Annotated in this window: 21 protein-coding genes; 7 read left to right on the forward strand and 14 right to left on the reverse strand. The window is 62.7% G+C overall.

The window, feature by feature from the left end; translation table 11 throughout:
- Position 1 precedes the first annotated feature (1 nt).
- Positions 2-1,357 carry a sugar ABC transporter permease gene (locus FJ958_RS12725; protein ID WP_140743020.1) on the reverse strand — a complete coding sequence of 452 codons (1,356 nt, stop codon included), beginning with the start codon at positions 1,355-1,357 and terminating at the stop codon, positions 2-4.
- Between FJ958_RS12725 and FJ958_RS12730 the strand changes: the two genes are divergently transcribed.
- Positions 1,347-1,586, forward strand: coding sequence for a hypothetical protein (locus tag FJ958_RS12730; protein ID WP_140743022.1), 240 nt, complete (start codon positions 1,347-1,349; stop codon positions 1,584-1,586). The genes FJ958_RS12725 and FJ958_RS12730 overlap by 11 nt on opposite strands.
- 15 nt (positions 1,587-1,601) lie before the next feature.
- Here FJ958_RS12730 and xylF read toward each other — a convergent pair whose 3' ends face one another.
- Positions 1,602-2,642 (reverse strand): D-xylose ABC transporter substrate-binding protein, encoded by a 1,041-nt coding sequence (gene xylF, locus FJ958_RS12735; RefSeq protein WP_140743024.1) that lies wholly within the window; start codon positions 2,640-2,642, stop codon positions 1,602-1,604.
- Positions 2,643-2,914: 272 nt separating this feature from the next.
- On the opposite strand from xylF, the gene FJ958_RS12740 reads away from it, so the two are divergent.
- Positions 2,915-4,159: an ROK family protein gene (locus FJ958_RS12740; RefSeq protein ID WP_140743026.1), complete on the forward strand. Its 1,245-nt coding sequence runs from the start codon at positions 2,915-2,917 to the stop codon at positions 4,157-4,159.
- 12 nt (positions 4,160-4,171) lie between these two features.
- Here the strand turns inward: FJ958_RS12740 and phoB are convergent, their stop codons facing one another.
- From phoB to FJ958_RS12775, 7 genes are all read right to left on the reverse strand, one after another.
- Positions 4,172-4,861 (reverse strand): phosphate regulon transcriptional regulator PhoB, encoded by a 690-nt coding sequence (gene phoB / locus FJ958_RS12745; RefSeq protein WP_032917568.1) that lies wholly within the window; start codon positions 4,859-4,861, stop codon positions 4,172-4,174.
- A gap of 108 nt (positions 4,862-4,969) precedes the next feature.
- Complete coding sequence (phoU, locus tag FJ958_RS12750; protein ID WP_140608868.1) at positions 4,970-5,677, reverse strand: phosphate signaling complex protein PhoU; 708 nt, start codon at positions 5,675-5,677, stop codon at positions 4,970-4,972.
- Between the two features lie 25 nt (positions 5,678-5,702).
- Positions 5,703-6,506 (reverse strand): phosphate ABC transporter ATP-binding protein PstB, encoded by an 804-nt coding sequence (gene pstB / locus FJ958_RS12755; protein ID WP_140743028.1) that lies wholly within the window; start codon positions 6,504-6,506, stop codon positions 5,703-5,705.
- On the reverse strand, positions 6,503-7,354 hold the full coding sequence (gene pstA, locus FJ958_RS12760; protein WP_140608872.1) for a phosphate ABC transporter permease PstA: 852 nt from the start codon (positions 7,352-7,354) through the stop codon (positions 6,503-6,505). The genes pstB and pstA overlap by 4 nt, the downstream gene beginning before the upstream one ends.
- A gap of 3 nt (positions 7,355-7,357) precedes the next feature.
- Positions 7,358-8,347, reverse strand: a complete 990-nt coding sequence (pstC, locus tag FJ958_RS12765) for a phosphate ABC transporter permease subunit PstC (RefSeq protein ID WP_140743030.1) — start codon at positions 8,345-8,347, stop codon at positions 7,358-7,360.
- Between the two features lie 63 nt (positions 8,348-8,410).
- Positions 8,411-9,469: a phosphate ABC transporter substrate-binding protein PstS gene (pstS, locus tag FJ958_RS12770; RefSeq protein WP_140608876.1), complete on the reverse strand. Its 1,059-nt coding sequence runs from the start codon at positions 9,467-9,469 to the stop codon at positions 8,411-8,413.
- Between the two features lie 531 nt (positions 9,470-10,000).
- The gene (locus FJ958_RS12775; RefSeq protein ID WP_140743032.1) at positions 10,001-14,146 is read right to left on the reverse strand and encodes a PAS domain-containing protein; all 4,146 of its coding nucleotides are present in this window, start codon (positions 14,144-14,146) and stop codon (positions 10,001-10,003) included.
- Positions 14,147-14,353: 207 nt separating this feature from the next.
- Between FJ958_RS12775 and FJ958_RS12780 the strand changes: the two genes are divergently transcribed.
- A complete protein-coding gene (locus FJ958_RS12780; protein ID WP_246679586.1) occupies positions 14,354-14,683 on the forward strand; it encodes a hypothetical protein in 330 nt (109 codons plus the stop codon).
- 253 nt (positions 14,684-14,936) lie between these two features.
- On the opposite strand, the gene FJ958_RS12785 is transcribed toward FJ958_RS12780, so the two are convergent.
- Positions 14,937-15,173, reverse strand: a complete 237-nt coding sequence (locus tag FJ958_RS12785; protein WP_140608882.1) for a hypothetical protein — start codon at positions 15,171-15,173, stop codon at positions 14,937-14,939.
- Between the two features lie 400 nt (positions 15,174-15,573).
- On the opposite strand from FJ958_RS12785, the gene FJ958_RS12790 reads away from it, so the two are divergent.
- A complete protein-coding gene (locus FJ958_RS12790; protein WP_140699521.1) occupies positions 15,574-15,789 on the forward strand; it encodes a hypothetical protein in 216 nt (71 codons plus the stop codon).
- A 140-nt stretch (positions 15,790-15,929) separates the two neighbouring features.
- Here FJ958_RS12790 and FJ958_RS12795 read toward each other — a convergent pair whose 3' ends face one another.
- From FJ958_RS12795 to FJ958_RS12810, 4 genes are read right to left on the reverse strand one after another with little or no spacing between them, the layout of a single operon-like run.
- On the reverse strand, positions 15,930-16,301 hold the full coding sequence (locus FJ958_RS12795) for a cell envelope integrity protein TolA (RefSeq protein ID WP_140743036.1): 372 nt from the start codon (positions 16,299-16,301) through the stop codon (positions 15,930-15,932).
- Positions 16,298-16,528, reverse strand: a complete 231-nt coding sequence (locus tag FJ958_RS12800) for a hypothetical protein (protein ID WP_140743038.1) — start codon at positions 16,526-16,528, stop codon at positions 16,298-16,300. Before FJ958_RS12800 ends, FJ958_RS12795 begins: the two co-directional genes overlap by 4 nt.
- A 60-nt stretch (positions 16,529-16,588) precedes the next feature.
- On the reverse strand, positions 16,589-17,419 hold the full coding sequence (locus FJ958_RS12805; protein ID WP_140743040.1) for a glutathione S-transferase family protein: 831 nt from the start codon (positions 17,417-17,419) through the stop codon (positions 16,589-16,591).
- A 21-nt stretch (positions 17,420-17,440) separates the two neighbouring features.
- Entirely contained in the window at positions 17,441-18,022 is a 582-nt protein-coding gene (locus FJ958_RS12810) for a VOC family protein (protein WP_140743042.1), read from the reverse strand.
- An 832-nt stretch (positions 18,023-18,854) separates the two neighbouring features.
- On the opposite strand from FJ958_RS12810, the gene FJ958_RS12815 reads away from it, so the two are divergent.
- The 3 genes from FJ958_RS12815 (at position 18,855) to FJ958_RS12825 (ending at position 24,329) form a co-directional block, all read left to right on the forward strand.
- Entirely contained in the window at positions 18,855-20,324 is a 1,470-nt protein-coding gene (locus tag FJ958_RS12815) for a primase-helicase family protein (protein WP_140743044.1), read from the forward strand.
- 479 nt (positions 20,325-20,803) lie between these two features.
- Complete coding sequence (locus FJ958_RS12820) at positions 20,804-21,436, forward strand: MarR family transcriptional regulator (RefSeq protein WP_140743046.1); 633 nt, start codon at positions 20,804-20,806, stop codon at positions 21,434-21,436.
- Positions 21,429-24,329, forward strand: coding sequence for a hypothetical protein (locus FJ958_RS12825; protein ID WP_140743048.1), 2,901 nt, complete (start codon positions 21,429-21,431; stop codon positions 24,327-24,329). The genes FJ958_RS12820 and FJ958_RS12825 overlap by 8 nt, the downstream gene beginning before the upstream one ends.
- The last annotated feature ends 138 nt before the right edge of the window (positions 24,330-24,467 follow it).

Genomic DNA, 24,467 nt, shown 5'->3' on the forward strand with positions numbered 1-24,467 from the left:
TCTAAACCCGCTTGCGATAGACGGTGTCGAGCCAGACGGCGATGACCAGCACGGCGCCGACGACGATGCTCTGCAGCGGCGAGTCGACACCAAGCAGCACCATGCCCGATTGCAGCGACTGCATCAGCAGCGCGCCGAGCATGGCGCCGATGATCGTTCCCGAACCGCCGGCAAGCGAGGTGCCGCCGATGACGGCGGCGGCGATGACGAGCAGCTCGTCCAATGTTCCAAGCACATTGGTGGACGAGTTCTGCCGGGCCGACGAGATCGCGGCGGCGATCGTGGCCAGCACGCCCATGATCATGAACACCTTCATGGTGATCCAGCGCGTGTTGATGCCGGCGAGATTGGCGGCCTCCGGATTGCCGCCGATGGCAAAGACATAGCGACCGAAACGGGTGCGGTTGGTGATGAAGGTCATGATCAGCCCGACCGCAACCGCCATCAGCACCGGAATGGCGATGCCGTGAGCGATGAACAGGCCGCCCTCGGGCACGGTGATGTTGTTGGCGGCGGCGTATCTGTTCACGATGCCGATCGGCCACGGATAGGAGTTGGCCAGCCACACCGCGCCCATGATGGCGGCGCAGGTGACGGCGCCAAGCAGCGTCTCGGCCCAGATCGGGCGCAGCGGGAAGCGGAAACGCTTGCGCTGCACCCGTCCGTTGAACAGCGCAAACACCACGGCGAGGCAGGCGACGATGCCGACGATCCAGCTCCAGGTGGCGCCGATCGATCCGGCCGGCCCGCCTCCCATCAGCTGGAAGGTGGCGTCGAGCGGCGCCACGGTCTGGCCGCTGGTGACCCACCAGGCAGCGCCGCGCCAGACCAGCAGGCCGCCAAGCGTGACGATGAAGGCCGGCACTTCGAGATAGGCGATGATGAAGCCCTGGAAGGCGCCGATCAGCAGGCCCAGCACCAGGCCGATGAACAGCGCGAGCACCCAGATCCACGGATTGCCGAGTTCAAGCCCGACAAACCGCACCAGGAAATGCACCTGGGCAAAACCCATGACCATGCCGATCAGGCCCTCGGCCGAGCCGACGGACAGGTCGATGTTGCGCATGACGATGACCAGCACCATGCCGCAGGCCATGATGGCAACCGCGGAGCTTTGTACTGAAAGGTTCCATAGATTGCGCGGCGTGAGAAAGGTGCGGCTGTCGAAATCGAGCGGATTGACGCCCAGACGCAGGCTCGAAATCACGTGCAGTCCGACCCAGATCAGCAACAGAGCGCCAATCATGCCGAGCATGCGGGTGTCGATCTCGGTTGCCTTCAGGAAGCGGGCAACCGCGCCGAGTTCCGAGGCGCGTGCGGTATCGACCTGCGGCGGGTTGGACGTCGTGTCGGTCATGATTTCCTCCCACTGGCCGCCGTCTGGCGCGGACGCCGGAGCCCAGCCTAGAAGCTATCCGCCTGATGCGGAAACACAAATCTTTTTGAGAAAACGCCGCGGCTTTGAAGCAATTCCAGGAAAAGTGCGTGGCGGTTTTGCATCCGGAATTGCGGGAAACAATGGGCTGGAACGGTTCAGCGATTCAAGAAACACTGAACCGTTCCAGGGCCGCGGCGTCTATATCTGAGAGAAACAGGCCAGCTTAGTTGCAGGCCGCGACGGTGCCGGCGGCGACGCCCGCGCAGACTTCGTCCTTCTTGATCCAGCCGGCATCGATGACGACGTTGAGATTGTCCTTGGTGATGGCGACCGGGGTCAGGAACAGCGACTTGACGGTGTTGCCGCCAGGCGTCGTGAAGTCCTTCACGCCGGCGATGTCGGTCATCTTCTTGCCGTCAGCCAGCTGCGAGGCGATCTCGGCGGCATTCCTGCCGAGCTCACGCGCGTCCTTCCACACCGACACGGTCTGCGTGCCGAGCGCGATGCGGTTCAGCGCGGCATGGTCGCCGTCCTGGCCCGACACCGGCACTGTGCCGGCAAGGCCTTGCGCGGTCAGCGCCGCGACGACACCGCCGGCGGTGCCGTCATTGGCGGCGACCACGGCATCGACCTTGTTGTCGTTGGCGGTCAGGAACTGCTCCATGTTCTTCTGGGCGTTGGCGGGCAGCCAGCCGTCCGTATAGGCCTCGCCGACATTCTTGATCTTGCCGCTGTCGATGGCCGGCTTGAGCACTTCCATCGAGCCCGAGAACAGGAAGTCGGCATTCGGATCGGCGCCCGAGCCCTTGATGAAGACATAGTTGCCTTCCGGCTTGACCTTGAACACCGCGCGGGCCTGCATGCGGCCGACTTCCTTGTTGTCGAAGGTCAGGTAGAAGACGTCCTTGTTCTCGATCAGGCGGTCATAGCCGACGACCGGAATGCCTTCGTCCAGCGCCTTCTGGACGGCCGGGCCGATCGCCGAGGCGTCCTGCGCCAGGATGATCAGCGAATTGGCGCCCTGCGAGATCAGGCTCTCGACGTCGGTGAGCTGCTTGCCGGGATTGGACTGCGCGTCGGCGGAGATGTATTTGTCGCCGGCGGCCTCGATCGCCTTCTTCATGGCGGCCTCGTCGGTCTTCCAGCGCTCTTCCTGGAAGTTGGACCAAGAAACGCCGATGACCTTGCCCTTCGCCTGCGCGACCGACGCGAGCGTCAGTGACATGGCGACACCCGCCAGGATGGCGACTGCGAATCTCTTCATGATTATCCTCCCTGCGCCGCGTATGGCGCGACCAAACTGGCCCGAAGGCCGGCACAAAGGCTCTATTTTTTCGAGCCTCAAAAAAAATAGTGATGCATCGCCGGAAAGCTGTCAACAATGATTCTGATGGATTTCGAGGGCCCGGGAACCTTTTTTCGAGCCCCGCAATAAATAAATGACAGCATCGGCCGCTTCTGCCAGTATTTAATCGTGTTGCCGACAGTGTTCGAGGTCAGGAAGAACCGCGGCGACCGGGAGGATATGGGAAAAACATGTCGGTCGGAATCCGCCACGACGACCTGCGCCGGCGCAACCGCGCGATGGTGATTGCCGCGGTGCGCCGGGCCGGCCAGTCCTCGCGCACCGAAATCGCCGCGACCACCGGCCTCAGCCACTCCACCATATCGGCGATTTCCTCCGATCTGATCGGCGAAGGTATCCTGGCCGAAGGCAAGCCGAGCGAGGCCGGCGCGCTCAAACGCGGCAGGCCGCAGGTCGGCCTTGGCCTCAATGCGGAAGCCGCAACGGTGATGACCGCTGTGCTGTCGCTGAATTTCCTGTCCGTCGCCGTTATCGACTATGCCGGCCAGGTCATATCAGAGGAACAGCGCCGGCTGGACACGCTGACCATGTCGCGCGATGCACTGATCGGCGAATGCGTCGCCATCGTGCGGCGGCGCCTGGAGGATCCCGACATCGACGTGCGCAGCGTCGCCCGCGTCGCGCTGGCCATCCAGGGCATCACCGACACCGATGCCCGGGCAATGCTGTGGTCGCCCATCACGCCGCAGACCGACATCGCCTTCGCCGACATACTCGAAGCCGAGTTCGGCATCCCCGCCACCGTGGAGAATGACTGCAACATGATGGCGGTGGCGCTGCGCTGGCGCGATCCCGAGCGCTACCGCGACGACTTCATCGCCATTCTCCTTTCGCACGGCATCGGCATGGGCCTGGTGCTGAAGGGCGAGCTCTTCACCGGCACCCACTCCTCGGGCGGCGAATTCGGCCACATGATCCATCGGCCAGGCGGCGCGCTCTGCCGCTGCGGGCGGCGCGGCTGCGTCGAAGCCTATGCCGGCAATTACGCCATCTGGCGCAACGCCAGGCAGCTCAGCGAGGACACCGAGCCGGTGGCCGATGTCAGCGACGCGCAGATGCGGGCGCTGGCGGCGACGGCGCGGCAAACGGACGGGCCCGAGCGCGAGGCCTACCGCAGGGCCGGCGAGGCGCTGGGCTACGGCCTCGGCAGCCTGTTCGCGCTGATCGATCCCGCCCCCGTCGCCATGGTCGGCGTCAGCGCCGCCGCCTTCGACCTGATCGAGCCGGCCTTGCGCGAGGCCATCGCCCAGACCGCCGGCGGCCAGCACTCGAAATCGATTTCCTTCGACACCGAGCCTAACGAGTTGCCGCTGATCCGCGAGGGCTGCGCCATGCGGGCGCTGACTTTCGTCGACCAGGAGATTTTCGCGCCGGGCATGCAGGCGAAAGCCGGCTCCGGGGAGAACGTGGCCTGAATAACGTCGCGCTCAATCCTCGCGGATCGCATACCCTGCACCACGAATGGTGCGGATGACGTCGGGCATGCGGCCGTTGTTGACCGCCTTGCGCAACCGGCCGACATGCACATCCACCGTGCGCTCGTCGATATAGATCGTCTCTCCCCAGACATTGTCGAGCAGCTGGCTGCGCGAAAACACCCGGCCGGGATGACGCATCATGAATTCGAGCAGGCGGAATTCGGTCGGCCCGAGCCGGATTTCGCTCTTCTTGCGGTAGACGCGATGTGATTCGCGGTCGAGCACGATGTCGCCGACCTTGAGCACACTGGACAACACTTCCGGCTTGGCGCGGCGCAGCAGCGCCTTGACCCTGGCCATGAATTCCGGTGTCGAGAACGGCTTGACCAGATAATCGTCGGCGCCGGTCGAAAGGCCGCGCACGCGGTCGCTTTCCTCGCCGCGCGCCGTCAGCATGATGATCGGCAGCCGCTCGGTCTCGGGCCGCATCCTTAGCCGGCGACAGAGTTCGATGCCGGACACCGCCGGCACCATCCAGTCGAGCACCAGCAGGTCGGGGACATTCTCCTGCAGGCGGATCTCCGCCTCATCGCCGCGCGGGACCACCTCGACCTGATAGCCTTCCGATTCCAGATTGTAGCGGAGGAGCACGCCGAGCGGCTCCTCATCCTCCACCACCATGATGCGTGGCGCGATCATCGACTGGTCACCTCTAAAGCAATTCCAGGAAAAGTGTGAAGCGGTTTCCGTCCGGAATTGCATGGAAACAAGAGCGGTTTTCCGTGAAACGGTGAACCGCTCTGACGATCAAGCCGCCGGCGCCGACATCGCCGTTTCGTCCTGCTTTGGACGATTCGCTGGCAGCTGCGTACCGGTCAGCACGTAGTAGGCATTCTCGGCGATGTTGGTCACATGATCGCCGATCCGCTCGAGATTCTTGGCGCAGAACAACAGATGCGTGCAAGCGGTGATGTTGCGCGGATCCTCCATCATGTAGGTGAGAAGTTCGCGGAACACGGAGGTGTATTTGACGTCGATGCGTTCGTCGTCGGCGCGCAGCTTGGCAAGGGCCTCGGCATCGTGCGCCGCATACTCCTCGATCACGCCCTGCACCTGGATCAGCACCAGCTGCGCCATGGCGTCTATCGAATGCGACAGGTCGCGCGGCGTGGTGGACAGGCCGACCGTACCGACGCGCTTGGCGATGTTCTTGGCAAGATCGCCAATGCGTTCGAGGTCGCCGGCCATGCGGATCGACCCGACGACATGCCGCAGATCGTCGGCCATCGGCTGGCGCTTGGCGATCAGCGTGATGGCGCGATCGTCGAGTTCGCGCTGGCGCGCGTCCATGATGACGTCGTCGGAGACAACGCGCTGTGCCAGCGCGTTGTCGGAGTTCAGCAGCGCCTTGGTGGCGCCGCCGACCATCGAGCTGGCGAGATCGCCCATGTCGCTGATCAGCCTGCTGATCTGTCCGAGATCCTCGTCGAAAGAAGCGACTGTGTGTTCGGCCATGATCCTGGTCCTCGTATGCGTGAGATCAGCCGAAGCGGCCGGTGATATAGTCCTGCGTGCGCTTCTCGCGGGGCGATGTGAAGATCTTCTCGGTACGGTCGAACTCGACCAGCTCGCCCAGATACATGAAAGCCGTCTGGCGCGACACGCGCGCCGCCTGCTGCATGTTGTGGGTGACGATGACGATCGTGTAGTCGGCCTGCAGCTCGTCGATCAGCTCCTCGATCTTGGCGGTCGACAGCGGGTCTAGCGCCGAGGCCGGCTCGTCGAGCAGGATGACCTCCGGCTTCACCGCCACGGTGCGGGCGATGCAAAGACGCTGCTGCTGGCCGCCCGAAAGGCTGAGGCCGCTGGCGTTGAGCTTGTCCTTGACCTCGGTCCACAGAGCCGCGCGCTTCAGCGCCTGCTCGACACGGCCGTCCATCTCGGCCTTGCTGATCTTCTCATAGAGCCTGACGCCGAACGCGATGTTTTCATAGATCGACATCGGAAACGGCGTCGGCTTCTGGAACACCATGCCGATCTTGGTGCGCAGCAGGTTGAGGTCCTGCGAGCGGTCGAGAATGTTCCGACCGTCAAGCAGCACCTGACCCTCGGCGCTCTGCTTCGGGTAGAGCTCGTAGATGCGGTTGAAGACGCGCAGCAGCGTCGACTTCCCGCAGCCCGAAGGGCCGATGAAGGCGGTGACACTGCGCTCGGGCAGCGACAGGCTGATGTCCTTCAGCGCCTTCGACTGGCCATAGTAGAAATTGAGGTTCTTGACCTCGATCTTGGCCTTTTCCACGGCAGCCTCGGCCACGTTCAAATCGGTGGACAACATCGGTTTCATCTGTCCTCTCTGCGTCCGGTAAGGCTGCGGGCGAAGATGCTCAGCCCGAGAACCGTTAAGGTGATTATGAGTGCGCCGGTCCAGGCCAGTTGCTGCCATTCCTCGTAGGGGCTGAGAGCGAACTGGAAGATGGTGACAGGCAGGCTGGCCATCGGCGCGTTGAGATTGCTTGACCAGAACTGGTTGTTGAGCGCGGTGAAGAGCAGCGGCGCCGTCTCGCCGGAAATGCGGGCGATGGCCAGCAATATGCCGGTGACGATGCCGGAGAGTGCCGCACGATAGGCGACAGAGCGGATGACCACCCAGCGCGGTGCGCCGATCGCGGCGCCTGCCTCGCGCAAGGCGTTCGGCACCAGGTTGAGCATGTCCTCTGTGGTGCGCACCACGACCGGGATGACGAGGATGGCCAGCGCGACGGCGCCGGCGATGGCGGAGAAGTGCCCCATCGGCCGCACCAGCAACTCATAGACGAACAGGCCGATAACGATCGACGGCGCCGACAGCAGGATGTCGTTGATGAAACGCACCACCGTGGTCAGCTTCGAGAAGCGTCCGTATTCGGCCATGTAAGTACCGGCCAGCACACCGATCGGCGTGCCGACGATGACGCCGATGACGGTCATCACGATGCTGCCATAGATGGCGTTCAGCAGGCCGCCGGCATCGCCGGGCGGTGGCGTCATCTCAGTGAAGACCGCCAGCGAAACGCCGGACAGGCCTTTGTAGACCAGGGCGCCGAGGATCAGCGCCAGCCAGGCAAGGCCGATGCCGGCGGCGACGACGCAGAGCGCCATCATCACGCCGTTCCTTCTCTTGCGTCTGTTGTGGAGTGCCAGGGACGTCGACATCGGTCAGGCTCCCGTGCGGGCGTCGATGCGCATCAGCATATAGCGTGCGATGGCAAGGATAATGAAGGTGATGACGAAGAGGATCAGGCCGAGCGCCACCAGTGAAGAGGTGTAGAGTTGGCCGTCGGCTTCGGTGAATTCGTTGGCGATCGTCGCGGAGATCGTCGTCGCCGGCGCGAACAGCGAGGCGCTGATACGATGCGCGTTGCCGATGACGAAGGTCACCGCCATGGTTTCGCCGAGCGCACGGCCGAGGCCGAGCATGACGCCGCCCATAATGCCGACACGGGTGTAGGGAATGACCACGCGCCGCGTGACTTCCCAGGTCGTGCAGCCGATGCCGTAGGCCGATTCCTTCAGCACCGCCGGCACTGTGTCGAACACGTCCTTGGTGATCGAGGTGATGAACGGCAGCACCATGATGGCCAGGATGAGCGACGACGTCAGCAGGCCGATGCCGTATGGCGGGCCGGCGAACAGGCTGGAGAGCCCGGGCACGTTGTGAAAGATGTCGATGATGAAAGGCTGTACCGTCGTCTGCAGGAACGGTGCGAACACGAACAGGCCCCAGATGCCGTAGATGATCGAAGGGATGCCGGCCAGAAGCTCGACGGCGATGCCGATCGGGCGCCGCAGCGGCCGCGGGCAAAGTTCGGTGAGAAAGACGGCGATGCCGATGCCGATGGGAACGGCGATCAGAATTGCGATGGCTGACGTGACGATGGTGCCGTAGATCGGCGACAGGGCGCCGAAATTCTCGGTGACCGGGTTCCATGCCTCGGTCGTCAGAAAGGAAAAGCCGAACTTGGACAGGGCTTCCCATGAGCCGGCAAACAACGAGACGGCGACGCCGCTGAGGATGAGCAGGACGAGAACGGCGGAAGAGCGCGTCGCCTCCCGAAACACCGTGTCCGTGAAGGCGAAGCGCCGCACTGTCGCATCCCTGGACCGCATGGCGCTCGATAACGGCGTGGCTTCTGAAACGGTGGTCATCTAGCCCCTCGTATTCGAAAGAAATGGGAGGACGCCAAGGCGTCCTCCCTCCGACAAAGAGAGTTACTTGGCGGCGTAGAGCGACTTGCCGTCGCTGCCGACGATGTCCTTGCTCCACATTTCCTCGACGCTCTTGACGACCTTGTCCGGCATCGGAACGTAGTCCAGTTCACCCGCCATCTTGTCGCCCTTCGCATAGGACCAGGCAAAGAACTTGAGGGCTTCGCTGGTCGCCGCGGCGTCATCGGGCTTCTTGTACAGCAGGATCCAGGTCGCGGACGTCATCGGCCAGGATTCGGCGCCCGGCTGGTTGGCGAGAATGACGCCATAACCCGGCTGTGAGTTCCAGTCGGCATTGGCCGCCGCGGCCGAGAACGCCTTCGCGGTCGGCTCGATCTTCTTGCCGTCCTTGTTGATCATGTCGGTGTAGGTCAGTTTGTTCTGCTTGGCATATGCGTATTCGACATAGCCGATGGCGCCGCCGGTCTGCGACACGTTGTTGGCAACGCCTTCATTGCCCTTGGCGCCGATACCCACCGGCCACTCGAGCGCGCTGTTGACGCCAACCTTGGACTTCCAGTCGGCGTTCACGTCGGCGAGATAGTAGCTGAAGTTGAACGTGGTGCCCGAGCCGTCCGAACGGTGGACGACGGCAATCGCCTGGTCTGGCAGCTTGGCCTTGGGGTTGAGCTTCTTGATCGCCTCGTCGTTCCAGTTGGTGATCTTGCCGAGGAAGATATCGGCCAGCGTCGTGCCGTCGAGAACGAGTTCGCCCGGCTTGATGCCTTTGAGATTGACGACGGGCACGATGCCACCCATCACCATCGGGAACTGGGCGAGACCGGTGGAGTTGAGGTCTTCACCCTTCAGCGGCGCGTCGGAAGCGCCGAAGGTAACGGTCTTGGCCTTGATCTGCTTGACGCCGCCGCCGGAACCGATCGACTGGTAGTTGAGGCCGATGCCGGTCTCTTTCTTGTAGGCGTCGGCCCACTTCGCGTAGATCGGGTAGGGGAAAGTGGCGCCAGCGCCGGAGATATCAGCCGCAAACGCTGCGGACATGGTGAAGGTGGACGCCGCAGCCATTGCAATCGCAACGGCCGCCGAGCGGATGAAATGTCTCATGTGGCCTGCTCCTGTTCGGAAGATGGTCTCTCGGCGCCCTTTTGCCGGCGCCCGCTGAGGCCAATAGCCTTCGATTATTACAGTCGCATGACAGTTTCGTGTCAACCGGGTAACGCGTCGCCGGCGCGGGGAAAGGCGGCGGCTTCGGATGGTTGCGGCCCGGTCCGGGTTTGCCCCGGGAATCAGTGGCTTGAGCCATTGCCGGCTCGGAGCCGGCGTTGGATTCGCCGGGCCGGCTCGGATGAAGAAAATCCGGACGGGAGCGCGTTGCTCGAGGCCAGAGCGTGTCGTGGCCGGGCCATCGCCGAAAACAGGTCCGTTGGGGTAGAGTGACGCTGTTTCTTGCCGGCGGTCGCTGCTCCCGCCCGTAACTGAGAAGAGCGGAATTCGATGTTGCCATTGTCCCGGCTAAGCACCGCCTTTGATATGGTGCGATCACACCATAGTCTTTGCACGCAGGGGTAGCAGCAAATCCCGACTGATTCCCTCCGGCAACGCCTCTTCGGATTGCTGGAACCGGCCGACGCGGTGCTATCCCGCGTTGCGCTGGACCTGTTGGCCGGCGCTGATCCAGCGCTCGACTTTCTCCAGCAGGGCCCTCGGGCTGATCGGCTTGGGCAGATAATCGTCCATGCCCGCCTCCAGGCATCGTTCGCGATCGCCCTTGAGCGCGTGCGCGGTGACGCCCACGATCGGTACATGCGTGCCGGTTTCCTGTTCCAGCCGACGGATCGCGGCGGTCGCCTCCAGCCCGCTCATCTCCGGCATCGAGACGTCCATCAGGATCATGCACGGATTGAGCCTGCCGAAGGCGTCGAGCGCCTTGCGGCCATTGCCGACAATCTCGAAACCATAGCTGGTCTCGCCGAGAATTTGAGTGAAGACCATCTGGTTCACCTCGTTGTCCTCGGCCACGAGGATATCCAGCCGATGTCCGCCACCGCCCGTGGCGGGAAGCCTCGGACGAACCGGCGGCGGCTGCAATTGCGAGCGTTGTTCGGACGCCGCCAGCGGCGGCCGCTGGGAAGCGCCGAGGCCCTCGTCTGCAGGCGGCTGGGCGTTGCCGTTCGTCGTATGGCGATGGCGCTGGATGGTCCCGACCAGCGTTTCCAGAAGCGCCGAGGAGCGCGCCGGCTTGATCAACTGGGCGTCTATTCCGAGATCGCGGTAGCTGGTGTTGGCGAGCGACTGGTCGACCGAGGTTAGCATGATGATCGGTGTGTCGGCGAGGCCTTCGGTGTTGCGCACGATGCGGGCCATTTCGGCGCCGCTCATCCCGGGCATCTGGTAGTCGAGCACGACACAATCGACGGGCACGCCATAGGCGGCCGCGGCGATCAGCACCTTCAGCCCCTCGGCGCCGCTTTCGGCCGCGCAGGAATCGAACGTCCATGACGTCATCTGCTCGGTCAGGATTGCGCGGTTGACGGCATTGTCGTCGACGATCAGCACGCGCGCGCCCGTGACGTCCACCGGCATGATGCGCTGCCCATGCTGCTGTTCGGCCCTGGGCAGCGTCACCGTGAACCAGAAAGTCGAGCCCTTGCCCTCGGCGCTCTCGACACCGATTGTGCCGCCCATCAGCTCGACCAGCCGCGAGGTGATGGCAAGGCCGAGCCCGGTGCCTTCGTGCCGCCTTGTCGAGGACGTGTCGACCTGGCTGAATTTTTCGAACACCTGCTTCAGCTTGTCCTCGGGGATACCGATGCCTGTGTCGGTGACGGAAATCGTCAACCTGGTTCCGGTCGGGATCCTGTCACCGGTCACATCGACCAGAACATGGCCTTCGTCGGTGAATTTCACCGCGTTGCCGACTAGGTTGGTGACGATCTGCCTGATGCGGCCGACATCGCCGATGAACAGGCTTTCGAGCCCCGGCTCGATGCGCACGATGAGCTCGAGATCCTTTTCCTTGGCGCGTGTCGACACCAGCGTCGCCACGTCCTCGATCGCCTCGGCAAGGTTGAAGGGCGCCGGGTCCAGCACCAGCTGGCCGGCATCGATCTTGGAGAAATCCAGAATGTCGTTGATGATCGTCAAAAGCGCGTTGCCCGATTTGACGATGATGTCGGTGAACGTCTTCTGCTTCGCATCGAGATTGGATTTGGCAAGGAGTTCGGCCATGCCCAGCACACCGTTCATCGGCGTGCGGATCTCGTGACTCATATTGGCGAGGAATTCCGATTTGGCGCGGTCGGCGAGGACGGCGCGCTGGCGCGCTTCGCTGAGTTCCGCCTCGCGCTGCTTCAGCTCGGTGATGTCGGTGGTCGAACCGATCAGGTAGAGCGAACCGTCGGAGGCGATCATCGCGCCCTTGCGTGCGAACTGGTGCCTGACGCTGCCGTCGGCAAGCCGCACCGTCTCCTCGATCTCCTGGGTTTCGCCGGTGCGCAGCACGGCCAGATCGCCAGCCACGAAGGCTTCGCCATCCGGCCCGAAGATCTCGACATCGGTCTTGCCGATCGCTTCTTCCTTGCTGAAGCCGGTGAGATCACACCAGCCCTTGTTGACGTAGAACTGCCTGAGATCGGAGCGCTTGGCGTAGATCGACACCGGCACATTGTCGATCAGGCTGCGAAACACCTCGTTCTCGCGCATGCTCTCTTCCAGAACCTGCTCGCGTGCCTTGACCTCGGTGATGTCGGTGCTGGAACCGACCAGATGCACCGATCCGTCGATGGCCACCAGGCGGCTTTTGCGCGTCATCAGCTGCCGCACCGTGCCGTCGCGATGGGTGACGGGCTCCTCGACCTCGCGCACGCTGCCGGTCGCCACGACATCGGTGTCGTCATGGCCGTAGCTTTCCGCCGCCTCGGCGCCGAACAGCTGGCGGTCGGTCCGGCCGATGACGTCTTCCTTGGCCAAGCCTGTAATAGCGCACCAGGCTTTTTTGACGAATTCGATGCTGAGGTCCTGGGCCTTGATGAAGGCTGCCACCGGCAACTCGTCCATGACGTGCCGGAAGAGATCGATCTGTCGCATCGAGTCGCGCAGCGCCGCCTCGCGGCTCTTGATGCCTGTGATGTCGACGCGCACGCCGATGAACGTGCCGTCATCGGTGCGCATGTCGTAGACCTGATGCCAGCTGCCGTCGGGATTGACACGCTCGAACGACGCGCTGGGCAGGCGGCACCGCGCGAGGACCCCATCGACCCAACGCTGCGGATCGCTGTCGTAGAGTTTGTCGAGCTCCGGATCGCCGCTCTGCCGGAAATAACCGGCGGAATTGCCGGATGCCAACGCTTCCCGGAAGGTGCGGCCGGGTTGCCATACCGTCTCCAGTTCCGGAACCGCATCCTTCATCTTGCGGTTGGCGAAGACGAAATTGTCATCGCGATCGTAGATGATCACGCCGGCCGGGAGCGATTCCAGCACGCTGGCCAAATGCTTGCGCGCATCCTGCGCCTCGGTCTCACGCCGCTTCATCTCCGAGATGTCGAAGAGAAAACCGGCGACATAGTCGCGGCCGCTTGCCATGCGGACGCGGTTTTTCCGGACGATGCGCGAGCGGGCGACACCTTGGTCCTCGAAATTTTCCTCGACTTCGTAGATTTGTCCGGTCGACAGGACTTCCCGTTCGCTGCGTTCAAAGAGCGCGGCCTCGGCCGGGCTCAGGAAATCGTCGCCAGGCTTGCCAAGCATGGCTTGCGGCGTCTGGCCAAACAGCGCCGCGAACGCCTCGTTGACGAAGACGAACCTCAGATGATCGTCCTTGACGAAAATCGGATTCTCGACCGCGTTGATCACCGCCTCCGCCAGCCGCGCCTTTTCCAGCGCGTCGGCGAGCTCGGTTTCACGGCTCTTCATGTCGGTGGCGTCGACATAGGAAATGAGCCGCTTGCCGCCGGCCAGCGGTGCCAGCGATGCGACCAGCGTGCGCCCGTCATTGTGGGGCAATCGTCTGGAACCGGCGACGCCGGCCCTGATTTCGGCTTCGCGCTCGGCGGTGTGGCGTTGCCAGGCAATTTCATCGGCGCCGTGGGGATCGATGGCGCGGCTGGCCTCCATCAGATCGCGGAAGGCCGAGCCGATGCCGGCGCGAGTGGGATCGATCTTCCAGAAATCATAGAAGGCGCGATTGATCACCTCGGCACGCATGTCGGCATCGAGGACGACCACGCCGATCGGCATTGAATCGACCATCGCGCGAAGGTTGGCGAGGCTTTCCGAAGAAAATCGTTCGCCCTGCTTCGGCTCACTGTCTCCGAAGGCGCTGGCGAGCGCGGTGACATTGCGGCCTATGCCGCGATAGCCGGCAAACTTTCCTTCACTGTCGAACCGTGGAAAGCCCGACGTCAGCACCCAGCGGCAGTCGTCGCGGCCTCCCTTCAGTTCGTAGATGAAGTCGCGGAATGGCCGGTGCGCCTGCAGGTCTTCCAGATGCGCTGCCGCGCTGCGCTTGCCCTTCAGGACCTGGTTGAGGAAATCGAAGCGGAACCGGCCAAGCACATTGGCTGGATCGATACCGGTGGCAGCCTGGTAGTTTGGCGAAAGCCAGGAAAAGCGCAGCTCGTCGTCGGTTTCCCAGACCCAGTCCGAGCCCAGCTCGACAAGTTGGCGGAGCGCGTCGGCGCAATCCAGGTCGGGCGTGCGCGATGACCTGTCGCCGCCGTCCGCTGTTGCCTTGCCTGCCCCGCCCTTGCCGCGCGCGCCGATTGCTTCGTCCGCTTCCGCCATGCTGTCCCCACCCCGAAACCCAAGGTCGAACCCTCCCTCCGCGGTTCGTCGGCGGAATGTGCCCGACAAGCATTAACGATCCGCTAACCTTAACGGAGCAACCGAGCGGTTCCTGCTGCGTTATTCCGTCCGGTTGTCTGGTGGACCAAGGCCGCGTTATAAGCCCGCGCAGGGGTGTTGCTAATGTATGGACGGATAGGGCCTTTCTTGCTGGGCGTTACGCTGCTTTTCGGCGGCGGCTGCTCGCGAAGCTATGACGGTACGGTCATCATCCCGCGACCGCTGGACGCCAGGCGTTTCTGGGATCGGCCGCCGCCCAATGTCGATTACCAACCGCAGGTCGACAATGGCGCCATTCCGGTGCCGCCACGGCAGCCCGGGCAGTTTTCCGAACGCAAGGTCGTGAAGCCGGCCATCCAGAGACGTCGCCAGACGAGGCTTTCGCCGCCGTCTCCGCCATCCTCCGGGCCGGAAAGGCAACTGGCCTGCAGGAATGTGAGCGCGCCAGGCGAAAGGGTTCGCATGGTCTGCGACTAAAGCGCGTCGCGTCGAAACGGATTCATGCGACGCGCTTTAGGTTTTTGTTTTTATGCATGCCGTTCTCCCAAAACCGAGTTCACTTTTGGGCGACATGCATTGGGGCAATCCTCGCAAAGCTGCAAAGCAGCTTTCCGCTCGGAATTGCTCGAGACCAAAATTATTTGAAACCAGGAGATGGAGCCGTTCTTCGTTTCCGCGAAACAATGAACGGCCCCCGCAATTCGCCAGAGCTTTGTGGCAAACAGCGCACCTATAGCGATGCCGCGCCCTTCTTCGGCTCCTTTGCCCCTAGTTTGTCGAGCGCAAGCCGAACCTGGCGCAAATCGTCCTGCCAGCCATCATCTTCGCCCATCGGGCTTTCCGACGCGGCTCGCTGCAGCCCGCGTGCCTCGGATTCGATCTTGCGCAGTTCAGCGATCTTCTCATCCTTGGTCAGTGAGCCGTCCTCGACAATCTCCAGAACCCTCATTTCCCTGAACGTGGCCATGGCGTCTCTCCTGGCTGGTGTCGATCACAACGCCGCAAGCACGCGGCTGTTCCAGGCAGATCACGGTTCTATCGGGGCAAGCGGCAGGCTCCTTGCTGCCGGTCAACCGCTGAATATGAGACGCCGGTGGTCATTCAGCCGGGAAGTGCCGGGCCGACCACGCGCACCGGCCGCTTGCCGGCCTCGATCGACTGCCGCTGGGCGATACCCGGAGTGTAGGGCGCTGCACCTTCCGTCCAGTTACTGGCAGGGTCCGCGCAAGCGTTGAAGAAGCCGGCCGTGGCACTTCGCGCCGTGCATTTGCGCTGTTTACCGGGCGAACGATCAATCCGTCGTTACCGGGGCCTGCTCCTGAAACCTTGCCCGGGTTGCGGCGTTGAAGGGGCAAAGGAGAACGCGGATGTCGATCCACTTCACGGTATCGGAACTGACAAGGAACCTTTTTCATTCCCTGGGGCTGGATCACGAGCGCGCGCCAAGGCCGCTCACTCCCGAGCAAAACCTGTTGCTGGAGTGCTATCTGGCCGGGCAAATCCCGGAATCCGCGTGGAGCGACTATGTCTTCGAGACACCGGACCTGGCACGGCATGCCAAGGTACGGCGCTTGAGCCATTGACCGGGGGCTCCTCCCGAAAAGCCGACCCGGCAGAGCTGGATGCCGTCGCTGGAGCGTTGATATATATGTGAGCTTTCCCGGCCCCATCGGCGTCAGGTTATGCCGGCCACTCCCGCAAACCGGAAAACCTGCAAGAACGGCTATTTCTTCGGCGAGACGAATTGCAGCGTGAAGACGTTGCCGCCTATGCCTTGAGCCAGCGTCGGCGAAAAGGTCAGCGGCGTGCAATTCTTGACCGCCGCGACCGCCGCGTCGATGAACGACTTCCGCGCCTTGTCGTCGCCGGCCACCTTGGCGGCGGTCGGCCGCGGCGCACCGATCAGCGTGCCGTCACGCTTGAAACTGAAGCTCAGGGTCACGGTCGAATCCCCGGCATCGGGCGGCGGCGTCCAGCACGCCTGAATCGCTGCCCCGACATCATCCATCGTGTTGAGCGTTGCGGCATGCGACGGGAGGAGTGTGCCAACCAGCATTCCGCCGGCGATGATCAGCGTTGCCGCCATGCTTTTCATTGCAAGCCCTCATCTCGCTCCCAGCCGACATTCCTTGGCCGACATTCCTTGCCGGACCCGCTGGAAGGGATGTTAGAGCCAACGCCGGCAATGACAATATCCCGGCGCAAAAAGTTGATGCTCTGGCGTTGCCTGATCGCTGTCCCGTGATGTTCCGGCATGAGGCCGAAAAGCAAAAGGCCGGCAATGAGCCGACCTTTCCTTTCACCGATATTGCGCCAGTACATCCGTGGTCGCACGGTGAATTCCCGACAGTAGACAGGGCTTTGGTTAACGAACCCTTAACCTCAGGCCCTCGCCTGCGACCTCACATGGGCAATGTAGCCACGCACGTCGCCGGCTGGCTCGGCATAGGCCTTGCCGAGCTTCTTCTCGATCGTCGCCATGTACTCCTTCGCCCATTTGGGCAGCGGGTAGTCGATGACCGCCAGGAATTCGAGCGTCGCCGCCAGCCGGATGTCGGCGATCGACGGATGCTTGCCGCCGATGAACGGCTTGCCGTCCCTGAAGAAGCTGTGGAAGACCTCCAGCGGCTCGGCGATAGCGGCCATGGCGGCCTTCTGCGCTTCGGACTTCTTGTCCGGGTGGGCGTCGCTGTGGCCGACCTCGCCGGCGTATTGCGGGAAGCCGAGCAACGGATAGGTGGCGCGCGCCACATACGGGTAGAGCGTACCCACCAGGTAGAACATGGCGCTGTCGACCATGGCCCGCTTGGCCGGCGCCTTGGGGTAGAATTTCTCCAGCCCGTGCTTGTTTGCGAGATACTGCATGATGGCGCAGCTTTCCCACAACACACCTCTGGGAAGGCCCTTGTCCTCGATCATCGGCGTCAAATGGGACGGGTTTCGCGCGGTGAATTCGGGCGAGCGCGTATGGCCCCAGGCATCGGTCTCGGCGGCATCCAGCCCGGCCGCGCGGGCGAACACCCGTACAGTCATGTTGTTGACGCTGGGCTTCAGCATGCTGAGCTTCACGGCAGGTTTCTTCGCCGGTTTCGCTTTGGCCTTCGCATCGGGCCTGGCAGTGGCCTTGGCCTCCGGCTTTGCCGCTGATTTCACCGCCGGCTTGGCCGCTGCTTTCGCCGCGGGTTTCTTCGCACTCTTCGCTGTCTTCGCCATTTGCTCCTCCCTCTGATCCGTTCAGTATGGATTCTTCGGTGTCCGGTCATTCGACAAGGTTGCTCGGGAACGCTCGACGAGCACCTGAACCGCGTCTGCGAGATGCGCTTCCGCGATATTGTAGTCGCCTCGCGCCAAGCGCAGCCTGTGCGCTTCCATCAGGACGTCGGCATGGGTAAAGCCCGCCGGCGGCTCGAAGCGGTAGGAGGCGAGTTCGATCAGCAGGCCGAGCGGATCCTCGAAATAGATCGAATCCATGAAGCCGCGATCCTTGACGCCGCTGTGCTTGATGTCGCGCTCGTCGAGCCGGGCGACCGCCTGCAGGAAGGTGACGCGCGACACCGCAAACGCGATGTGATGGACGCAGCCCGGATCGGTCGGCGTGCGCCGCTTCTGCGGCGTACGGCTCTCATCGGTGAAGACGGTGATCAGCCGGCCGTCGCCCGGATCAAAATAGAGATGGCTCTCGCTGGCCTTGTCGAGGTTGGGCTGTTCGAAAATGAACGGCATGCCAAGCACGCCTTCCCAGAAATCGATTGAGGTCTGGCGCCCGGCACCGACCAGCGTGATGTGATGAACGCCCTGCGATTGCAGTTTCTGCATTGGCCTCTCCCGCGACATCAGCTGCCCGTGCGGACCTTGCCCGGCATCCGACGTTCTGCGTGCCGCCTGAGCCGGGCTTCAAGATCCATGACGTGATGCTAATGCAATCAGCCCCGCGGCGCCAGAAGCAACGATTCCTGGCGATGCGCGGCGGTGCAAGGGGGCTTGGCGTTCAAGGTCGAGGGCTTTTCGAGATGATGCAGGGCACAATCGCAACGCGAAACCGCCCTCATCCCGTTCGGCCCGAAGCCAGGCTATACGACAGCCCTAAGCTCCGTTTCCGCCAGCATCCCGAGGCCGCCACACTCGGTGCAGGCGAGGGTCTTCCCGGGGCAACCGGTCTGATGCGTCCCTGGCGGACAGCAATGTCCTTTTGACGCACACCATCTTGAGCAATCGAAAACCTTGCCGCAGCCATGGCAGTGCGGGCATATCATCTTCACCGAGGCCATTCCAACTCTACCCCAACCCACAATCCGCGCTGCCGCGGATGCGACCCCGCACCGCAACTAACAGAAATCGCTATGCTTTCAAGCGTCGCGGCCTGACTTAAATTGGGGGGATTCGTCAATTGGTGATAACGGTTGGGGGGTTACGAATCCGTTCCACGATCAGGCGGCTCGCAGCACCGAGGGTGGTGGGGCGCAAGCTTTTAACCGCTATTTTGACGGTTTTCCGCTGATCAGAGCTAAGTGCTTGATATGTCCTGGTACGCCCAAGGGGAGTTGATCTTTCCTTTAAAATCAATGGCTTAGGTTGTCCAACCGGTTATTCAGGCATCATTGAAACCATTGGCGAATTCGTCGCCGTGTCCAACGCGGGATAATCGCGTATGGCCGGCAGGAAGAATGATAGGCCAGAGGTCGAGATAGCGAAGTCCGCGCTTGAGCGCATGGGCGCGCGGCCTGGCGATGATCATCCAGACGATCAAGCCGAATATGACGCGCTTGCCGCGGCGGCCGCCGGCCAGATCGAGCCTGACGATAACGGCTTCGACGTCGACGATCTGAATAAGCAATTCGCCGTCGTGCCGATCGGCAGCACCGTGGTCGTGCTTTGGGAAAAGCCGGATGCGAGCCCGGAAGAACGCCTGCAATTCCTGAAATCCGACGCCTTCATGATGCTGCATCGCAATCGCTACGCCGAGGTTCGGGCCGCAGATGGCGGCAAGAAGTGGAAGACCTGGGGCAATGCCTGGCTCGATAGCCCTCGGCGGCGCCAATTCAACGGCATCGAGTTTCGCCCTGATCCGGTCGAGGCGGAATCCACGCCGGGCTTCTACAACCTATGGCAAGGTTTTTCCGTCGAGCCCGAGCGCGGCGGCAGCTACGATATTTTTGCTGACCATCTGCTCAACAACATCTGTGGCGGGTCACCGAAAAACTACCTCTGGCTTTTCGGCTGGTTTGCCCAAATGTTCCAGCAACCGCGCCAGAAGCTCGGCACGGCGATCGTACTGCGCGGCCCGATGGGCGCCGGCAAGACCAAGGTCGGCGAGGTCTTCGGGTCGCTGGTCCAGTCGCACTATTTCCAGATCGACAATCCGCGATACCTCGTCGGACAGTTCAACGCCCACATGGCGTCATGCCTCTTCCTGCAAGCGGACGAAGCGGTCTTCGCAGGCGACAAGGCCGTCGAAGGTCATCTGCGAGGCCTGATCACCGGCGAACGCCAGATGGTGGAATCGAAGGGCGTCGACCCGATCAGGCTACCCAATTACATCCGCCTGATGATGACGTCCAACGAGGATTGGGTCATCCCCGCCGGCAAGGAGGAAAGGCGCTTCGCGTGCTTCGACGTCGCCGGCCACGCGATGCAAAACCACGAATACTTTGCGGAGATGACTGCGCAGATGGATGATGGCGGGCGCGAGGCCCTGCTGTTCGACCTGCTTAGCTTCGACCTGTCCAAGGTGAATCTCCGCGAGATCCCGAAGACGTCGGCGCTGCTCGAGCAGAAGATCCACTCGCTCGATGCCATCGACCAGTACATCTACGGCATCCTCCATGACGGCGTTGTGCCCGGCTTCAACACCTGGCCCGAGTTCGTCGAGTGCGACAAGCTCTACAAGGGCTATATCGGAGAAGCCGAGCAGACCGGCACCCGCTATCGCAAGGCGCGAGTGGCCTTCGGCATGAAGATCAGGAAGCTCATTCCCGGCAGCAAGCGGGTGAGGAAGACGATCGAGGCCGAGCCGGGAGTTACCGCCAGGCCGTGGGCATACGAGTTGCCGCCATTGGCGGAATGCCGCGAGGCCTTCGACGAGCAGATAGGCCAGCGAAGCGAATGGGGCGACCCATGAACCGGTGGTCAAGCGTGAACTGTCCCAACTTAAAGTTGGGACACATGTCCAAGTTGGGACAGAAAAAGCGCAGTAAAATCAACGTCGTGTCCCAACCGTCCCAACTGTCCCAACCTGCTCGCGTGCCCGTGCGCGCGGGAGATCAGCAGCGAGGGCAGACCGCTCTAGCTACTGACCTTTGTTTTAAGTTGGGACAGTTAGGACAGCTGGGTCAAAGCGTTGACATCGCTAAACATTTCCGCGTCCCAACTTTCGAGTTTGGGTCGCTAGAGTTGGGACAGTCGGGTCAGCCGCAGATTGACGCGGGCAGGAATTTGGTGGATGTCTTGGCACGGATAAAAAGGTTCGAAGCCCCGCATTCGTCGGGCTCCTGCGCCACGCGCGCCACCACCCCCACCCCCTTGCGGGTCCTTCCCCGCTCCAAAAGCGTATGCGGGGCGGCGTAGCCCGAGGGTTCGCTAGTCAGAGGGGTGTGCAGCATGGTTGACATGTTGACGGAGGTTGACGGCGAGGAAACAGGCTTGTGGTTGCCCCTCACCGAGATCGCCAGGCGCCGTGGTGTTTCGCGAGCGGCGATTTCTAAAAGGGTCAAGCGACTGGTGGCTGAGGGTTCGATCCAGACCAGGCCAGGCCGCGGCGGCACGATCGAAGTTGAGCTTGCCGCATTTGACCTAGCGACCAACGAAGCCACGCGGCTCGACGGCGGGCCAACGCCGGCGACATCTGCGCGCGCGCGCCGTTCGTCAGCCCCGCAAGGCGGCCCCGCGGCCGACAAGATCCGGTACGAAGCGGCCTTGCGGCGTCTCGACTTTGAGGAGCGGATCAAAAACCTAGTCCCCATCAAGCATGTCGAGGACGCGATGGTGCGGGCCGGCGAAGCGATCGTACGAGCGATAGAGCAACTACCTAACTTCGCAGGCGAGCTTTTGGCGGCGACGCGTGACGGTGAGCCGGCGGTCCGCCGCAAGCTGCGAGAGATCAAGGACCATATCCGGCGCCAGGCTGCTGAGGCGCTGAAGCTGCAACAGCAGGAAGGCGAAGCCCAGGAGCGGGCCGGCGGTGTCGAGTTTGATCTAGGCGAAATCGATTTAAGGGAAGATTCCGATGGCTGAACGCAATGCAATCAATGTTCTGATCAAGCTGCTCGGTGGCGAAGCGATGACCGCCGAATTGGAGAAGCTTGGATCGAAAGGCGAAAAGGCAATTGACAGCATTCAGGACGCAGCGAAAAGGGCTGAGTTCGGTGGTTTCCGCCACGACATCTACCTCTTGATCGGCGACATCGGCACCTTCGCCACGCGCTCGGTCATTGCGCTCGGCACGCTGAAGGCCGCCGCCGATGGCATCGGAGCCGCGCTGTTCTTTCTAGCCAAGTCCGGAGCCGAAGCCGCTGTCCAGGCCAACAACGCTGCGCAGGCGGCCGGCCTCTCTGCCAAGGCCTATCAGGAATGGCAATTCGCGGCCGAGAGTGTCGGCGTCAGCCAGTCGCAGCTCGGCACGGCACTGAGCAGTTTCAACAAGCAGATCATCCGAACCGCCGACGAAACCAGCAAGGCTGGCAGGGCCGGTGCGCAGATGGGGCGCGATATCCAGCAGGGCGTCGGCTACAGCATCGAGACCTTCAAGGATCTCGATGTCCAGGTGACGCGGTTCGGCGAAAGCACCAAGGGCGCTGGCGACAAGGCCAAGGCAGGCGCGGCGAAGGCGAAGACCGGCTTCGATGACCTCGGCATCTCGGTCGAGAATTCAGACGGCACGCTGAAGACCAACGAGCAGTTGCTGCTAGAGGTCGCCGATGCGTTTAAAAAGTTGCCAGATGGCGCCTTCAAGTCAGCCGTCGCGGTCAAGCTGCTCGGCATTGAGGGCGCGAAGCTCATCCCTTTGCTCAACCAGGGCGCCGCCGGTGCCGATGAACTCAAGAAGCATTTCGACGAGCTTGGCATCGGTTTCAGCGATGACCAGATCAAGGCGGCAGTGGCTTTCGACGACGCGTTGACCGACCTGAAGAAAACCGCAGGGGGCGTGGCGCGGCAGATCGGCCTCATCTTCGTGCCATCCTTCACAGCCGGGGCCAACGCCTTCCGCGACACCATCCTGCGCAACAAGGCGGCAATTCTGGACTTTGCCAACATTGCGTTAGCGAAGGGCAAGCAGCTCGTCGCCGACTTCTTTGCGGCTCTCTCCGGCCGCGATGCCGACGTCAGCGCCAGCGGCAAATGGATCGTCGAATGGCGCGATGCCATCGTCGGCTTCGGCAATGATGCGGTGCATGTGATCAACGGCGTCGTCATCCCGGCCTTCGATCTCCTGCGTAAGTCGGCCGGCCTGGTCACCGAAGCGATCAACAAGGTGTTCGGCACATCTCTGACAGGTGGCGAATTGCTGATCCTGACATCGATCACGCAGATCCTCGGTGGCTTCCAGGTGCTGCGCACCGCAATTTTCAATACGATCAATGCATTGTCGCTGTTCAGCCGGGCCTTGCTCGCCAATCCATGGCTGGCGGTGCTTACCGTCGTGGCCGGCGGCATTGCCATATGGGCGACCCGCACCGACGAAGCCACGGCAGCGCTGCGCGTCCACGACGACCTGATCGGCAAGGTTGGCAACGCCTACGACGAGGCCGGTCGCAAGGTCGCTGCCATGACGCAGCAGATGAAGGATCAGGCCCTCATTGCGCTGCGTAACAATCGTCCCGCTTTGGCCGACAGCCTGACAAATGAGGTGGAGAACGCGAAGGCAGCCCTGCAACTGTTTGACCAGCAACTGCCATTCGCAGGTGATGCGATCGACGCGCTGAACAAGCAGGTCGAGACCGGCAAAATTGGATGGGCGGAATATGCAAAGCAGATCGCTGCTCTGGGCGCTGCTCATCCTGAGTTGGGCGCTCTGGCGCAAGAGCTTATCGATACCACCAAGCCGGTGGTCGATCTCTCCAACAAGTTGGGTGAAGCCGACGACTGGACGAAAACTCTGTCTGGCAGCATGACGGATGCCCAGTTTGCAGCGGCGCAGGCGGCGCGGGGCATCGCTGGCTATGGTGCGGCTGCGCAGAAAGCCGGCAACGATGCCGCAGCAGGCTTGGACAAGTCCGGCGCTGCGGCTGATGGAGCCAAGGGCAGGGTCGAGGCGCTTGGCCAGACGATCACCGTCTTCCGGGGCGGCGGTCCTGGCGGGCAATTGTCCAAGGAAGTCTTCGACGTTGTCGACGGCGTCGCACGGCGCGCCGACCAGTCCAAGGCCGCGCTCGATGGCGTTGCGGCCAGCGGCCAGTCCGCCGCCGACAAGCTGAAGAACGTCTCCACCGAGGTGACCAACTCCGTCCAGGCGGTGCCGGATGCGATCAGGCCGGATGCGGCAGCCGCCGCGGTCGACGGCATCGTCGGCGACGTCGGCAAGATCGCACCGGCGGCGCAGGATGCCGCATCCGGCGTTTCCGACGCGCTTGGCAGCATCGACGCCAGCGGCGCCGCTGCCGCCGCCGAGGCGTTCGCCGCGCCCTTCACCAGCTTGCCCGGCCAGATCAGCACCATCATCTCGGGCATTCAAAGCCTTGTGCAGGGCGGCTTTGCCAACCTTGCCGCCACGGTCTCCAGCCTCGCCAGCCAGATCCGCAGTGAGATCGCGCAGATCATTTCGGCATTGCAGGCGGCCGTCGCCCAGGCGCAGCAGCTGCGGGCGCAGGCATCGTCCTACAGCAGTTCTTCGTCCGGTGGCGGTTCGCAGGGCGGTTTTGCCGTCGGAGGCCATGTCGTCGGTGCCGGCGGGCCGACGACGGACTCGATCCTGGCCCGGCTTTCCAATGGCGAATTCGTCATCCAGGCGCGCGCCGTCCAGCAGTTCGGCGTTGATTTCTTCAACATGCTCAATCATGGGATCATGCCGTCACTCAGAGGTCTGCGCGGTTTCAGCATCGGCGGCTTCGTCGACAACTTCACTCAGTCGATGGCAATTCCGGCTTATGCTGGCGGCGGGCTCGCAAAGATAGAGCATAATCTGACCTGATGGAATCGCGAGGGATTCCCATCGGCGAGAATATCTGATTCATCATGTCTGCTGGATATGGAGGCCAGCAGGCATGGTTAGAGCCATATCGGAGGATCTGCGTTCGCGTGTGATCGCGGCGGTTGAGGGTGGCCTGTC

This window comes from Mesorhizobium sp. B2-3-5 (genome assembly GCF_006442395.1).
Classification (GTDB): Bacteria; Pseudomonadota; Alphaproteobacteria; order Rhizobiales; family Rhizobiaceae; genus Mesorhizobium.